The organism is Rossellomorea aquimaris, from assembly GCF_003315075.1.
GTDB lineage: Bacteria > Bacillota > Bacilli > Bacillales > Bacillaceae_B > Rossellomorea > Rossellomorea aquimaris_C.
On the sequence record NZ_QNRJ01000002.1, the window covers coordinates 196,540 to 210,704 of the forward strand.

Annotated in this window: 19 protein-coding genes; all 19 read right to left on the reverse strand. The window is 40.7% G+C overall.

The annotated features are described in order from the left end of the window. Positions 1-7 precede the first annotated feature (7 nt). Positions 8-1,090 carry a flagellar biosynthesis protein FlhB gene (flhB, locus tag DET59_RS03420; RefSeq protein WP_113968208.1) on the reverse strand — a complete coding sequence of 361 codons (1,083 nt, stop codon included), beginning with the start codon at positions 1,088-1,090 and terminating at the stop codon, positions 8-10. Between the two features lies 1 nt (position 1,091). Continuing rightward, the gene (gene fliR / locus DET59_RS03425; RefSeq protein WP_113968209.1) at positions 1,092-1,868 is read right to left on the reverse strand and encodes a flagellar biosynthetic protein FliR; all 777 of its coding nucleotides are present in this window, start codon (positions 1,866-1,868) and stop codon (positions 1,092-1,094) included. A 4-nt stretch (positions 1,869-1,872) separates the two neighbouring features. Further along, positions 1,873-2,142, reverse strand: coding sequence for a flagellar biosynthesis protein FliQ (gene fliQ, locus DET59_RS03430; protein ID WP_113968210.1), 270 nt, complete (start codon positions 2,140-2,142; stop codon positions 1,873-1,875). Positions 2,143-2,156: 14 nt separating this feature from the next. Next, positions 2,157-2,822 (reverse strand): flagellar type III secretion system pore protein FliP, encoded by a 666-nt coding sequence (gene fliP, locus DET59_RS03435; protein ID WP_113968211.1) that lies wholly within the window; start codon positions 2,820-2,822, stop codon positions 2,157-2,159. Continuing rightward, complete coding sequence (locus tag DET59_RS03440) at positions 2,815-3,447, reverse strand: flagellar biosynthetic protein FliO (protein ID WP_113968212.1); 633 nt, start codon at positions 3,445-3,447, stop codon at positions 2,815-2,817. Before DET59_RS03440 ends, fliP begins: the two co-directional genes overlap by 8 nt. Positions 3,448-3,471: 24 nt before the next feature. Then, the gene (locus DET59_RS03445; RefSeq protein WP_113968213.1) at positions 3,472-3,834 is read right to left on the reverse strand and encodes a response regulator; all 363 of its coding nucleotides are present in this window, start codon (positions 3,832-3,834) and stop codon (positions 3,472-3,474) included. Positions 3,835-3,861: 27 nt separating this feature from the next. Next, entirely contained in the window at positions 3,862-5,031 is a 1,170-nt protein-coding gene (fliY, locus tag DET59_RS03450) for a flagellar motor switch phosphatase FliY (protein WP_113968214.1), read from the reverse strand. Continuing rightward, complete coding sequence (gene fliM / locus DET59_RS03455) at positions 5,021-6,019, reverse strand: flagellar motor switch protein FliM (protein ID WP_113968215.1); 999 nt, start codon at positions 6,017-6,019, stop codon at positions 5,021-5,023. The genes fliY and fliM overlap by 11 nt, the downstream gene beginning before the upstream one ends. Positions 6,020-6,051: 32 nt before the next feature. Beyond that, the gene (gene fliL, locus DET59_RS03460; protein ID WP_113968216.1) at positions 6,052-6,477 is read right to left on the reverse strand and encodes a flagellar basal body-associated protein FliL; all 426 of its coding nucleotides are present in this window, start codon (positions 6,475-6,477) and stop codon (positions 6,052-6,054) included. Further along, positions 6,474-6,689 (reverse strand): flagellar FlbD family protein, encoded by a 216-nt coding sequence (locus DET59_RS03465; RefSeq protein WP_113968462.1) that lies wholly within the window; start codon positions 6,687-6,689, stop codon positions 6,474-6,476. The genes fliL and DET59_RS03465 overlap by 4 nt, the downstream gene beginning before the upstream one ends. An 84-nt stretch (positions 6,690-6,773) precedes the next feature. Next, complete coding sequence (gene flgG, locus DET59_RS03470; protein ID WP_113968463.1) at positions 6,774-7,631, reverse strand: flagellar basal body rod protein FlgG; 858 nt, start codon at positions 7,629-7,631, stop codon at positions 6,774-6,776. A gap of 68 nt (positions 7,632-7,699) precedes the next feature. Further along, entirely contained in the window at positions 7,700-8,083 is a 384-nt protein-coding gene (locus tag DET59_RS03475) for a TIGR02530 family flagellar biosynthesis protein (protein ID WP_113968217.1), read from the reverse strand. A gap of 11 nt (positions 8,084-8,094) precedes the next feature. After that, a complete protein-coding gene (gene flgD / locus DET59_RS03480) occupies positions 8,095-8,727 on the reverse strand; it encodes a flagellar hook assembly protein FlgD (RefSeq protein ID WP_113968218.1) in 633 nt (210 codons plus the stop codon). 8 nt (positions 8,728-8,735) lie between these two features. Beyond that, the gene (locus DET59_RS03485; protein WP_113968219.1) at positions 8,736-9,980 is read right to left on the reverse strand and encodes a flagellar hook-length control protein FliK; all 1,245 of its coding nucleotides are present in this window, start codon (positions 9,978-9,980) and stop codon (positions 8,736-8,738) included. 26 nt (positions 9,981-10,006) lie between these two features. Continuing rightward, positions 10,007-10,600, reverse strand: coding sequence for a MotE family protein (locus tag DET59_RS03490; RefSeq protein WP_113968220.1), 594 nt, complete (start codon positions 10,598-10,600; stop codon positions 10,007-10,009). A gap of 4 nt (positions 10,601-10,604) precedes the next feature. After that, a complete protein-coding gene (fliJ, locus tag DET59_RS03495; RefSeq protein ID WP_113968221.1) occupies positions 10,605-11,051 on the reverse strand; it encodes a flagellar export protein FliJ in 447 nt (148 codons plus the stop codon). A gap of 5 nt (positions 11,052-11,056) precedes the next feature. After that, complete coding sequence (gene fliI, locus DET59_RS03500) at positions 11,057-12,376, reverse strand: flagellar protein export ATPase FliI (RefSeq protein WP_113968222.1); 1,320 nt, start codon at positions 12,374-12,376, stop codon at positions 11,057-11,059. Next, positions 12,373-13,149 carry a flagellar assembly protein FliH gene (gene fliH / locus DET59_RS03505; protein ID WP_181778043.1) on the reverse strand — a complete coding sequence of 259 codons (777 nt, stop codon included), beginning with the start codon at positions 13,147-13,149 and terminating at the stop codon, positions 12,373-12,375. The genes fliI and fliH overlap by 4 nt, the downstream gene beginning before the upstream one ends. After that, positions 13,142-14,155, reverse strand: coding sequence for a flagellar motor switch protein FliG (fliG, locus tag DET59_RS03510; RefSeq protein WP_113968224.1), 1,014 nt, complete (start codon positions 14,153-14,155; stop codon positions 13,142-13,144). Before fliG ends, fliH begins: the two co-directional genes overlap by 8 nt. Positions 14,156-14,165 lie beyond the last annotated feature (10 nt).

Consider the following 14,165-nt stretch of genomic DNA (forward strand, 5'->3'; position numbering starts at 1 on the left):
TAACTGCTTACATTTGATTTTTTATTCGGTAAACATAAGCTAAAATTTCTGCAACTGCTTTGAAAAATTCTTCCGGAACGGCATCGCCTATTTCAGCCGAGTCATATAGGGACCGGGCTAAAGGACGATTTTCCACCATCACCACGTCGTTTTCATTGGCGATATATTTAATCTTCTGTGCTAGATAATCAACGCCTTTCGCCACTACATAAGGCGCATCCATTTTATTCTCATCGTATTTAAGTGCAATGGCAAAGTGAGTAGGGTTTGTAATCACCACATCCGCTTCCGGAACTTCCTGCATCATGCGTCTCATGGCCATTTCACGCTGTCTCTGCTTAATTTTGGATTTAATCAGCGGATCACCCTCGATGTTTTTATGTTCATCTTTTAGATCCTGCTTTGACATTCGAATATTTTTTTCGAAATCATATTTCTGATAAAGAAAATCGAATAGTGATAAGAATAGTAGCGCCAGTGAAGCAGCGATTCCCATTTGTACAGTCAAGCTCGCCATCGTCGCTAATGAATCCCCCACTGATTTAAACGATAAGCTCAACACTTGATCAATATTCTTCCAGAGAATGACAAACGTGATCGCACCTACGAAGGAAATTTTCAGAATGGATTTTAATAGTTCAACGATTGCTCTTAAAGAGAAGATACGCTTAAACCCTTTAATAGGATCAATCTTTTCAAGCTTCGGCTCAAGCGGTTTAGTCGTAAACATGACCCCTACTTGTATATAATTCGAAACCAACCCGGCAAGTAAGGCCACTAACATAATCGGACCGAGAAGCAATGCAAGTTCTTTCATAATATCCATGGTTATGACTTGAACTGTATTCTCTGTCAGTTCCATCAGCATGTATTCCTGAAAGGTTTGATTAAAGAGATCGAACACAATATTCCCAATATAGGAAGCACTGAACGTAAGGAATAAAAAAACGGCAAGAAGGATGATGGCTGTATTCACATCCTGGCTTTTTGCTGTTTGTCCTTTTTTCCGCGCGTCATCCCTTTTTTTCGGTGTCGCTTTCTCCGTCTTTTCCCCACTGAAAAACTGTAGGTCTAATGATAGCCACTTCAAATTATGTGCCTCCAATAATTTTCATTAAATCTCTCATGGTCACGAACATCATTTCAAAAAGCTGCTGCATGACAGCAAACATCACTCCCATTACAATGAACAGCACGATAAATGCAACGGCAATCTTGATAGGAAACCCTACGACGAAGACGTTTAACTGCGGTACAGTACGAGCCACAATCCCCAAGGCCACATCTACAAGGAACAGCGTTGCGACAACAGGAATCGACATTTGAAAAGCAATGATGAACATTGAGTTAAAAGATGTCATAACATAGTCAATTAATCTCTCATCCCCAAAAGGTATCCACGGGCTATCGATCGGGATCAGCTGATAACTATAAAAAATCCCATCCAGGAGCAGGTGATGACCATCAAGAGCAAGCAATAAAAGAAGCGCAAATGTATATAGATATTGACCCATCAAAGGGCTTTGTGCTCCTGTTTGGGGATCGATCACATTGGCAATGGCAAACCCCATTTGAAAGTCTATAAACCCTCCGGCTATCTGGATGGCCGTCACAATCATATAGGCAACAAAACCGATGAGAAGTCCGATCATGGCTTCTTTCATGATCAATAAAAAATAGTGGCCGTTGATTTCAAATGCCGTGGATTCCATCGTATAATACATGATCCAGGAGAGAACAAACGAGAAAGCGACCCGATGTTGTGCAGGTATGTTACGGTATGAAAACAGGGGCATCGTAACAAAAAAAGCCGAAACCCTAACAAACACTAGTAAATAAACCGATAGAATGGGTACAAGCTCTTCCATTCTCTTACCCTACGAACCTTGTTAAATCTGAGAAGATCTGTGAGGTATACGTCACAAGCTTCGTTAACATCCAAGGTCCAAAGAAAACAATCCCGACCAAGACCGCCACGATTTTAGGAATAAACGCAAGAGTTTGTTCCTGTATTTGTGTTGTTGCTTGAAATATACTGACGATCAACCCTACTATAAGGGCTAACAGCAGTAATGGAGCGGAAACGATGAGGGTTACATATATTCCACGCTCCGCGATCGCGATAACAGATTCAGCATTCATTGAAACTCACCTACTTAAAAACTTTGTAAAAGAGATTTTATGACTAAATACCAGCCATCCACTAACACAAACAGTAAAATCTTGAAAGGCAATGAAATCATAACAGGAGGGAGCATCATCATCCCCATGGACATCAAGACACTCGCTACCACCATGTCGATGACTAAGAAAGGAATAAAAATCATAAATCCTATTTGAAAAGCCGTCTTAATTTCACTTAACGCGAATGCCGGTACCAAGGATGCAAGAGGAATGTCTTCCACAGATTCGGGTCGTTCAGCCCCGGAATATTGTAAGAACAACTCTAAATCCTTTTGTCTTGTTTGCTTACTCATAAATTCTTTAAACGGGATCGAAGCCTTGTCGTAAGCTTCTTCAAGATTTATCTCTTCATTAAAAAGAGGGGTCAATGCTTCATCGTTTACCTCTTGGAAAGTTGGAGCCATGATAAAAAATGTAAGAAATAAAGAAATTCCAATCAATACCTGATTCGGCGGCATTTGTTGTGTGGCAAGAGAAGTCCTGACAAAAGACAGGACAATCATGATCCGGGTAAAAGATGTCATTAAAATCAGAATACTGGGTGCCAGTGAAAGGACGGTAAATAGTAATAGCAGCTTAACACTTGTCGATACATTATCTGCAGAACTACTATTAAAAAACTCCATGAATTCATTCATCGGAATGATTCTCCTCTTTTTTTAGATCCTTGAACATCTTTTTTCTTCCCTTTTTCATTTCCTCCAATTGTGATTTCAATTGTGATTGAAATGAGCTTGTGTCAGAGGGTTGAGAAGGACCTTTTACCTTTGTTAACCAACTGGAAACGGCTGTTTTGGCATCAGGATATTGAGCGTCCTGATAAAAGGATAGTATATCTTCTTTTTCTTTTTCATCCTGAATCTCTTTCAATAGCTGAATATCTTCTCCTACACCAAGTACCAGTACTTGTTTGCCTACCTTAACAATTTGGACAGAACGATTCCCCCCGAGGGGCGTTCCACCTAAATGATTGATTATTTTCGTTTGTTGAAAGGATCTTCCTTTTTGATTGATGAATTTCAACAAAAAATATATGAGAGCAACTACAAAGATAAGAGCAACGATCATTTTAAAATAATCCAAAAAAGTAACCGAGGTAGCTGCGCCTGAGGTGTCAGCCTCATTATTTTGCTGCTCATTGCATTTCTCTTGATGTTCTATGCAGTCCTTGACATTATTCACCTCTGCAAATGCTGTTACATTCACAGCATTTGCAGTAATGATAAAAACAAAAAGACTCACTAGAATTCGAATCTTCTTCAATACATGCACCTTCTTACTAATCTTTTAGCTTAGAGCTTTCTGAATGGCTTCGATTACACGATCGGCCTGGAATGGTTTAACGATAAAATCCTTTGCACCCGCTTGTATGGCATCAATCACCATTGCTTGTTGACCCATTGCAGAGCACATTATGATTTTCGCACCGGCGTCGACTGCTTTGATTTCCTTCAGAGCTGCAATACCGTCTTTTTCCGGCATCGTAATATCCATGGTGACAAGGTCAGGTTTCAGTTCCTTGTATTTATCAACAGCTTGACTTCCATCGGCTGCCTCTCCTACTACATCAAACCCATTTTTCGTCAAAATATCTTTAATCATCATTCTCATAAAAGCCGCATCATCTACAATTAGAATTTTATTAGCCATTATCGTCATCCTCCATCATCGTCTATGTTATTTAAGTTTTTTAATACGATCACTTTGACTTACAATGTCCGTAATTCTGACACCAAAGTTCTCATCTATCACTACTACTTCCCCTTTAGCCATCAATTGACTGTTTACAAGGATATCAACCGGTTCTCCCGCTAATTTATCAAGCTCTATTATGGAACCGGACGATAACTCGAGTATGTCCCTGACTGATCGGTTCGTCCTTCCGAGCTCTACCGTAACCTGCAAGGGAATGTCTAGTAGCATATTCAAATTTTTTGTTTCCTGTTGTCCCAGTGTTGTCGGTTCAAAATGACTAAATGTAGCCGGTTGTACATTTACGGTTTCTCCATGCACCCCTTGCCCCCCCAAATGCTGAGGAGACGCGTGCGGATGGGAAACACGGACAGATTCCTCATACACACCGCTATTCGGCTCTGCTTGTGGAGCAGCAGGAGGTTCCACGGTCGGTGTAACCGTTGTTGCAACTTCGTCAGTAGCTCCACCATTCATTAATTCATCCACCAGACTCTTCGCAAAACTTAAGGGCAGGAGCTGCATGATGCTCGAATCAATGAGATCTCCGATTTTCAATGAAAATGATACTTTTACTAATAGATCTTGATCAGGAAGGTTTTCTTCTCCCTTTCCTTGAGGTATGTACATCAAATCGATGGAAGGTGGTGAAATATCCACTTTCTTACTGAAAACCGTAGACATGGAAGTTGCAGCAGAACCCATCATTTGATTCATTGCCTCTTGAACCGCACTAAGCTGGATTTCCCCCAAATCACCGGATGGGTTCCTTCCATCTCCACCAAGCATCAAGTCAGCGATGATGGATGCATCTGATTGTTTGATCACCAGCAGGTTCACTCCTGAAAATCCTTCAGTATATTGAACTTGAATGGCGACATACGGATGAGGAAATTCCTCTTCTAAATAATTTTTATCAATGATCGTTACTTTAGGGGTCGTGATCTCAACCTTCTGATTGAGCAACGTGGATAAAGCCGTTGCCGAACTCCCAAAGGAGATGTTCCCGATTTCACCTAGAGCATCCTCTTCCATAGAACTAATGTAATCATTGCTGTTTATCTCTTTGCGCTCTTCTGTTTCCTCTTCAGGCTCTGCAGACCCACGAAGCAACGCATCAATTTCATCTTGTGATAACATATCATCACTCATCATCGTCGTCTCCCCCCTTCAACGAATCTAAAATTTGTACGGCCAGTTTCTTATTTGACTTCCCTGGCTGAGCTGTAAATTTAGGAATTTCACCCACTCTGATCGTTAATGGATCATCGATTCGGGTGTTCATTTCGATTACATCACCAATATCCAGCATAAGGAACTCTTCAATTGAAATATCAGAACGTCCTAATTCAGCTACTATCGGCACTTGGGCTTTCTTGATTCTTCTTTCTAGATGTGCCGTTTCTTCCGGCTTGCTCTCTTTACGTTTGCTTTCCATCCAATAGCTTCCTGATAATTTCGGAAGGATCGGCTCCAGTACAACGTGTGGAATGCAGATGTTAATCATTCCACTTGTTTCACCAATCGTTGTGTTTAATGAAATTACCACAACCGTTTCATTTGGTGACACCATCTGAAGAAATTGCGGATTCACTTCAAATTCCGCAAAAAGCGGATCTACATCAGCCACAGTGCTCCAGGCTTCCCTTAAATTCTCAAAAGCCTTTTCAAAGAGCTGACTCATAATTCTCGTTTCAATTTCGGTTAAATTCTCTACTTTATTAACGCTGACTCCCCTTCCACCCATCACCCGATCCATCATCGAATAAGCAATATTGGGGTTGATTTCCATAAGGATCCTTCCATCCAATGGTGGTAATTCATATACGTTTAAGATGGTCATTTTCGGAACGGAACGGATAAATTCTTCGTATGGGATCTGGTCAGCAGAAGCAACATTTATTTGAACATAAGTTCTTAATTGAGCAGAGAAATATGTAGTCAAGATCCGGGCGAAGTTTTCATGTATTCTCGTTAAACTTCGGATTTGATCTTTAGAAAACCGTAAAGCTCTCTTAAAATCATACACTTTCACTTTTTTCTCTTCTTCTTCTTTTTTGAAATCATCTGCACTCATCTCTCCTGTATTGAGAGCTGACAAGAGAGCATCGATTTCACTTTGAGATAAAATTTCACTCGCCACCACTTCACCTCCAAACACTCATAATAGCTTTCTTATTGAATCATCATAGAGGTGATATAGACTTTTTCTACCATTCCTTCTTGCATAAGGGAGTTTACCTTGTCTTTAACCTTCGTTTCGATCATTTCTTTCCCTTTTTTCCCTTGCAGTTCTTCTGCTTTCAATTCTGAAAGCTCTTCTATGATGATGTTATTCACTTGAAAATCTCTCTTTTCCAACTCACTTTTTGCTATTTTACTATCCGTTTGAAACTTAAAGGAAATACGAATGAAATCATTACTCATTAAATTGGTTGTCGTCTCGGGTATGTCCACCGAGTTTTCAATCACTTCTTCTATGGAAGGCTCTTTCGCTTCTTCATCACCTGAAAACTTCAGAATGACAACTAACGCAATCACACCGACAAGTGTAATCGTAACCAACAGGATCATCATGATTGTCAGGGCTTTATTCTTCAACTGATACTCCCTCCCTCATGGGGCATGCTGAGTAAATTTGCTTTTTGAAAGAAAGAAAGTGTAAGGGAGTCAACCTCATCCATCGTTTCTTTCACAACATATCGTCTGCCATTTGTTAATAGAATCGTAGTGTCCGGAAACGCTTCTACTGTTTCTATGTATAAAGCATTCAACGTAAATGACTTTCCATTCAGTCTGGTTAACGTAATCATAAATTTCAGGACTGACATCCATCCCCCGATTCAACCTAAGGTAAAACCTGTTAGATGTCAGTCCCTTCCTCCCTTTTTAACGAATTAACGTTTTAAGTTTACAAGCTCTTGCAGGATTTCATCCGACGTTGTGATGATACGTGTATTTGCCTGGAAACCACGCTGAGCCGTGATCATTTCAGTGAATTCTTCGGATAGGTCCACGTTGGACATTTCGAGAGTACCCGACACTATTGAACCAGATCCCGATTCTCCAGGCTCATTAAGTTGAGGTGGAGCAAAAGTACCATCATTATCAGGATCTATATAGCCGGAATTATTCGTCTCTTGAAATAAATTATCCCCCACTTTTTGAAGACCACCAGGATTAGGAAATTTAGCAATCATAATTTGTCCTGCAAGTTTTAAATCTCCCACATTATTTATATATGAAACTCTGCCATCGCTACCAATACTAAAACTTTGAGCATCTGTTGGGATCTTCATTTCTCCAATATCAGTTGTAAGTGCATTGTTATCAGCATCTGCTTGTTTCCCTTGTAATTTAAGCCCGTTTGAGTTTACAAGTGTACCTTCATTATCAAGATACATATTTCCTGCACGTGTAAAAAGATTGGTTGTACCTTCTTGAACCATAAAAAATCCATCACCAGACAATGATAAATCTAATGGTCTACCAGTTGTTTGTAAGCTTCCTTGTGTATGAATTGTATCAATAGATGAGATTTGAGATCCCAATCCAACTTGTTTAGGATTAATTCCACCTTTATTGGCAGTTGCTGCACTAGCTCCTGAAATCTGTTGACTGACGATATCTTGAAATGTAACTCTACCTTTTTTATATCCAAAGGTATTAACATTCGCAATATTATTCCCGATTACATCGAGTTTTGTTTGAAAGTTTTTCATTCCGCTTATTCCTGAATACATTGAACGTAGCATTGTTTTTTCCCCTTTCGTGTTAGCTGTTTCGGTCATTCCACAGCTACAGGCTTCCTATTTGGTCCAGCCTATGAGTCTATTAGTATGGTTCCATTTATATTTGTAAATATTTGAGAACTTGCTTCCTCACGATCTATTGCTGTTATGACAGTTTTATTTTTTGCACTAACAATTAGTGCGGCATCTTTCAGAATCACCAGCGAATCCCCGACACCCTTCGATTTTGCTTCGTTTATTTTCGCCTCTATCTTCTCCCAAGTTTGTGGAGAAATAGAGATTCCCCGTTGCTCCATCCTTACCATTGCATGTTTGCTGATCTGTATATGGGATACATGTTGAATTGCCTTATCTAATTGGGAAGCAAATGATGATGCACTTGAAGGTTTAGTTAGAGCTTTCGTCTTATTTGGTACAATCGGTTGTGGTGAACGATGAAAGAATGTCTTTTCCATAGAACCACTCCCTAAGATTCGATTTTAATTAATTTATCACTGGAAATTTTGTCACCTGCTTCTGTATGAAACCATATAAGTGAATCTTTCTTTGAAACGGATTGAACGATTCCGCTCATCTCTCCATCTTCACTGTTCCATGTTACATTCTTTCCTATTAATAAAGATGCATTAACGAGAGAAGCTTCCGGGGTATCCGTCGTATTCACTTGTGAAATATTCCCGGGAGTCAGGATTGTTCCGTCCTCCATGATGAATTCAACAGAGTCACCTTTAAAGCGGACTCCTTTTACGAATCCCTGTCCTTCTTGTATTTCGGGTGCATCGCCCGCTTCTGATTCTATGATTTTATGCCATGTCACTTGTTTGCCAACAAACTGATTGTATGAGATCAATTGTGATTGACTTTGGTTATCCACAAATTTCTCCATTGTTTTCGTCAGGTTCGTCATCTGCTCTAATGATGAAAAGGTAGCCATTTGTGCGATGAAGTCTTTGTCCTGCATCGGATTCAATGGGTCCTGATTCTGTAATTGTGTCATCAGGATTTTCAGGAAGTCATCTTTTCCCATAATATCCTTACCGCCTTCACGCTGTTTTGTTTGGACGGTGGAATATAGTAAGCTCGGATCGATTTTCGTCATATTATCACCTATATTTCGGTATTTACGAGATAATCCTTAAAGGATTGAGTTCTTTCTTCTTCCCCGCTTCCTCCATCTGACTGATTCTGCTTTTGCTGCTGTGAGGACTGTTGCTGTGACTGTCCTTTTGATTGCCGCTCAGCATCTGTTAACGCCTGTGAGATTTCAATCTTCTCTACTTGGAGGTTCTGAGATGTAAATGCATGCTTTAATCCTTGAATTTGAGAATCGAGCATTTCTTTCGCAGTTGCCGTTGAAGCTAGTATTTTTGCGGTCATCACTCCGTTTTGTTGTAGAAGTTCAATCCTTAGTGAGCCCAGTTGTTCTGGATACAGCTTGATTAACAGCTTACTCATGTTCGGCTGTGACAGCATTTGGGATTTACTTAGGATATTCTGAAATTCTTTCACGAATTGTTCATATTGAACGGAGCGATTTCCTGATGAGAGACTCATGGAAACGGATTCTGTTTTCGGAAGAACAAAGTGTATGTTGCTTGCCTGAATCGGTTGAATACTTTTCTTCTCCACTGTGACCCCTTCTGTTGAGGACTGCTTTTCCGTTGTTTGCACAGGTGCTTGGCGTTGAAAAGCATCTTTTAATAACCGGGACCAATCCTTCGCCTGATTAAACTCCTTGGTCAGGGATTGATCTAAACCCGCTTGAACCATCTTCATCATCTCTTTCAGCTCGGACGCTTTGGATGCTTCCACCACAAGTAAGTCACGGTTAGCTGCCAAAAGTTCAATGACTTTTACAAGTCTGGTCACTTCTTCTACTGGCCCTTTTCCGCTTATGCCCCCCACCTCATTTTTTAATCCGGATTGCAGCAACTGCATCGTTCCCAGCAGGATTTCATGAAGATCCTCTCCACTATCACCTGATGAAGACGAAGATTGCTCAGTGCCAATAAGAGCGGATTGAAGCTCAGAGAAAAGTGTTTTGACCGCTTCTTTATCCACACCAACTATTTCAGCGATTTGGTCAAAGTCAAATTCCTTTAATCGCGATAAGTCTTCTATTTGCCCGCTTGACAGTCCAACTTCATCAAGTTCTGTTGCGCGTAAGATGCCTTGCAGGCTAACCAGAAGAGATAGTGTCTCGGGCTGTTTTACTTCTTCCCTTTCAACCACATGATTCGATACAAATCCTAAAAGTTTTGAAAACCCATCCATTTCTTTCTTAGAAAGCGTTGATTCCTTTCTCATCCCCATGGGAGAGTTGGGAGCTTGAGTACCTATTCCGATTTCCACTTTTTCACCTCCTCTCACGACCTGGCCTATCTTTCCACCGTCGAGAGCAGCTCCGTGTATCTGGCGGCATCTTCCGGGGGCATTTTTTCTAAAATATCTGCTAGCGTATCAGGTTTGATATTTGATAGAATCTTCATTGCCTCATCGTCATCCATTTTCATCAGAACAGGGGCAGCACTCTTTGCTGACATGGATTCAAATGTATTGACTACCTCTTTAAAGGCCCGTTTGTTTTCTTCACCAATCTGCCGTAACTCTTCAAGCTCTTCTTTTTGCTGCTGTATGGTTGCTTGCAGTTGTTCATTATCACTGTCTTTTTTATCTACTTCATTTTGAAGCTGAGCAATTTTCGCCTCTTGATCTTCGATTGAAGCTTGAAGAGAGACCATTCGCTCATGTAATTCGTCTGCTTCCCGGGCTTCGTTTGAAGGAAGGATATTAGCCAGAAAAGGGATATCCGAGCTGAATGATTGCGCTTTTTCAAATACATTGATTCCTGCAACTGTCATGATTACGAGAGCGAAGGTTATAGTAAACAAGAGAGGAATGAAGATGATAAACACAACTCTTTGGAAACGACTGGACTGCTCTTTGTTTTCCTCTTCGATCACCTTTGCCATGAAATCACCTAACTCCCCGTTTCATATATTGAACGACTGATACTTCATCTAATTGTTTATTTTCCACTTGTTGATTCGTTTGCAAAAAGCGATGGAGATCATTCTCCTTCATCTTTTCGTATTTCTTTACTTCTACATTCATATCTACAAGTTTTTCTTCACACCAGTTCATCCGGTTCCTTGCTTGTATCATCAGGTCCTGGTAATAAGAAATGGTTCTTTCAAGATTGGTGATGAACTGTTGATGATGACGAATATGTTGTACAGATAAACCATTTTGCAACTTGGTTTCTTGATACTGTTCGAGATTTTCTTTCTTTTTCAGAAACTCATAAAGCTTCTCGGCAACTTTTTCAAACTTTTCAATGGAACCCCTGTACATTTCCTGCACTTCATCTTTTTCTTTTTCCTTTAACGTTAAAATACGTTGAAATCTGTATTGATAACTCACTCGTTTCATCCACCTTTTTCCGATAGCTTTATAAGTTCATCAACACTTGCAGGGAGAGAAACCTGTTCGTATACACCCTGTTTCAAGAAGGAGATGATACCTGGATAGTATTGGATGGCTTCATCAACCTCACGGGAAGTACCCTTTTTATAAGCACCAATTTGGATAAGATCCTCAGAGTTCATATAAGTACTTAATAACTCTCTTATTCTCGTAGCGGCATGTAAATGTTCCTTAGATGCCAGATGATTCATTAACCTGCTCACACTTTTCAAAATATTGATAGCCGGATATTGACCTCTATTTGCGATTTGACGGTCAAGCACAATATGACCATCCAGTATCCCCCTGACCGTGTCAGAAATAGGCTCATTTAAATCATCACCATCTACCAACACGGTGTAAAATGCTGTAATGCTCCCGAGTACATTAGTTCCTGTTCTTTCTAATAGTTTCGGTAAAATAGCAAATACAGATGGCGTGTACCCTTTAGTGGTCGGTGGTTCCCCGACCGCCAATCCGATTTCCCTCTGAGCCATCGCTACACGTGTCGCGGAATCCATCATGAGCATGACGTTCATTCCTTTATCCCGGAAATATTCCGCAATGGCAGTAGCCGTAAAGGCTCCTTTAATCCTCATTAGTGCAGGTTGATCAGACGTGGCTGCCACTACAATCGTTCGCTTTAATCCTTCTTCTCCTAAATCTCTTTCAATAAATTCCCTTACTTCCCTGCCCCGCTCACCGATTAACGCAATTACATTTAAATCCGCTTTCGTGTTTCGGGCAATCATTCCAAGCAGTGTGCTTTTTCCTACCCCACTTCCAGCGAATATACCGACCCTTTGGCCTTTACCTACAGTCAGCATGCTGTCGATGGCTTTTACACCAACCTCCATTTTTTCGTTAATGGGCGGTCTGGATAAAGGATTGGGAGGATCTTGCTCTGTATATGTCGTACTTAAGCCATTCGGCAAGTGACTTCCATCAAGTGGATGTCCCAGGGAATCAATCACCTTCCCTATTAAGGATGGTCCAATTTTGATTTCTAATGACTTTGACGTCCCTTCGACTAAACTGCCGGGAGAAATATCCTGCATATTGGTATAAGGCATGAGGATCACTAAATCATCATTAAACCCTACCACTTCTGCCAGAATCACTTTTTGTTTGCCCCGGGAGAAAATATGAATGTGACAGACTTCACCGACAGAACTTTCGGGCCCTTGGGATTCGATCATTAACCCTACAACCCGTTTTACCTTTCCAAACTTTTTGAAAGTTGGAATCTGGGGGATATGGTGAACGAGATCTGCTGCTTTCATTCAACATCACCTTCCAGAAAATGAAGAAGCTTCTGTTTTAACTCTCTTAATTGGGAGTCCACACTCACAATGACACGTCCCTGATTGGTTTCTATATAACATTCTTCAGGTTCAAGATCATCATTGGCATAAATAAAGCATTGAACATCCGTTGGGAACATGACTTCAAGCTCATTTTTGTTTTCAACTAAAAGCTTATGCCTGGACGGATGAACATGAATTTGAATATGAGGCAGATCCCTTACCTCCTTTAATCCCCGTTCTACGATTGAAAAGAAATGATCGGGTTCTTCCTGAAGTTTTCGATTCATGATTTTCTCAGCACATGTAATCCCTAAGCTGACAATGACCTTCTCAGCATTTTGAATATAGTCTTGATACTGCTGCTTATTTCTCTCGGTCATTTCATTGGCTTCCATTAATCGCTGTTGATATTCTTGATAACCTTTGTTTCTACCCTCTTCTTCACCTTGAAGAAATCCGGCATTATAGGCTTCCTGCATGAGTTGCTCGCGCTCAACCAGCCATTTTTCTTTCTCGCGTTCAATTTGACTTTGAGCATGGAGGGTCATCTCTTTCGCTTCTTCGATAATTCGAGTTGCTTTCTCATTCGCTTCAATGATAATGTGATTTCCCTCGGCCGCTCTGGTCTTTTCAAAGTCGTTGGCTTCATGTTGCTTGAAGTCTTCCAGTGTTTTAACCCTTTTAAGGGATATCAGTTTTTTGTTTTCATCAATGGTTCGAGCAATGGAGGATTTAATGATTCTAGACAATAATATCGTCTCCTCCACCACGGGCTATGATGATTTCACCGGAATCCTCTAACCTTCTTATCACAGCTACTATCCGTGACTGTGCTTCTTCTACATCCCGTAATCGAACCGGCCCCATGAATTCCATTTCCTCTTTAAGGGTTTCCACCATGCGATTAGACATGTTTCTAAATACCACTTCTTTCACTTCATCACTTGATACTTTGAGGGACAGGAGCAGATCTTCGTTATCACAATCGCGAATGACACGTTGAATGGAACGTCCATCAAGGGTGACAATGTCTTCAAACACAAACATTCTCTTCTTGATTTCTTCAGCTAATTCAGGATCTTGTATTTCCAATGCATCCAGAATGGTCTTCTCCGTAGAACGATCTACCCCATTCAGCACTTCCACTACTGCCTCGACTCCACCCGTTTGCGTATAATCCTGGGTCACAGTAGCCGAAAGCTTTCTTTCAAGGATTGCTTCCACTTCACTTATCACTTCCGGAGAAGTTCCATCCATGATCGCGATTCTCCTGGCAATATCTGCTTGAACTTCTTGAGGAAGTTCAGAAAGAATTTGACCTGCTTGCTGTGGTTCAAGATAAGATAGAATTAATGCAATGGTTTGAGGATGTTCGTTTTGTATAAAGTTGAGAATTTGAGCAGCATCGGCTCTCCGTGCAAAGTCAAAAGGCTTTACTTGTAAAGATGAAGTTAATCGGTTAATGATCGCCAATGCTTGTTCTGATCCGAGTGCTTTTTCTAATACTGTTTTGGCATAGCCAATCCCGCCCTGGGAGATATAATCTTGAGCGATGGCGATATGGTGAAATTCTTCTAAGATATCCTCTTTCGCTTCAGTCTCCACCTTTTTGACTCCGGAAATCTCTAACGTTAACTTCTCGATTTCTTCTTCTGACAAATGCTTGTATACTGATGCGGATACATCAGGCCCAAGAGAGATCAGGAGGATGGCTGCTTTCTGTTTTCCCGTTAAGTCTTTCTCTCTTCTAACCACATTCATCCCT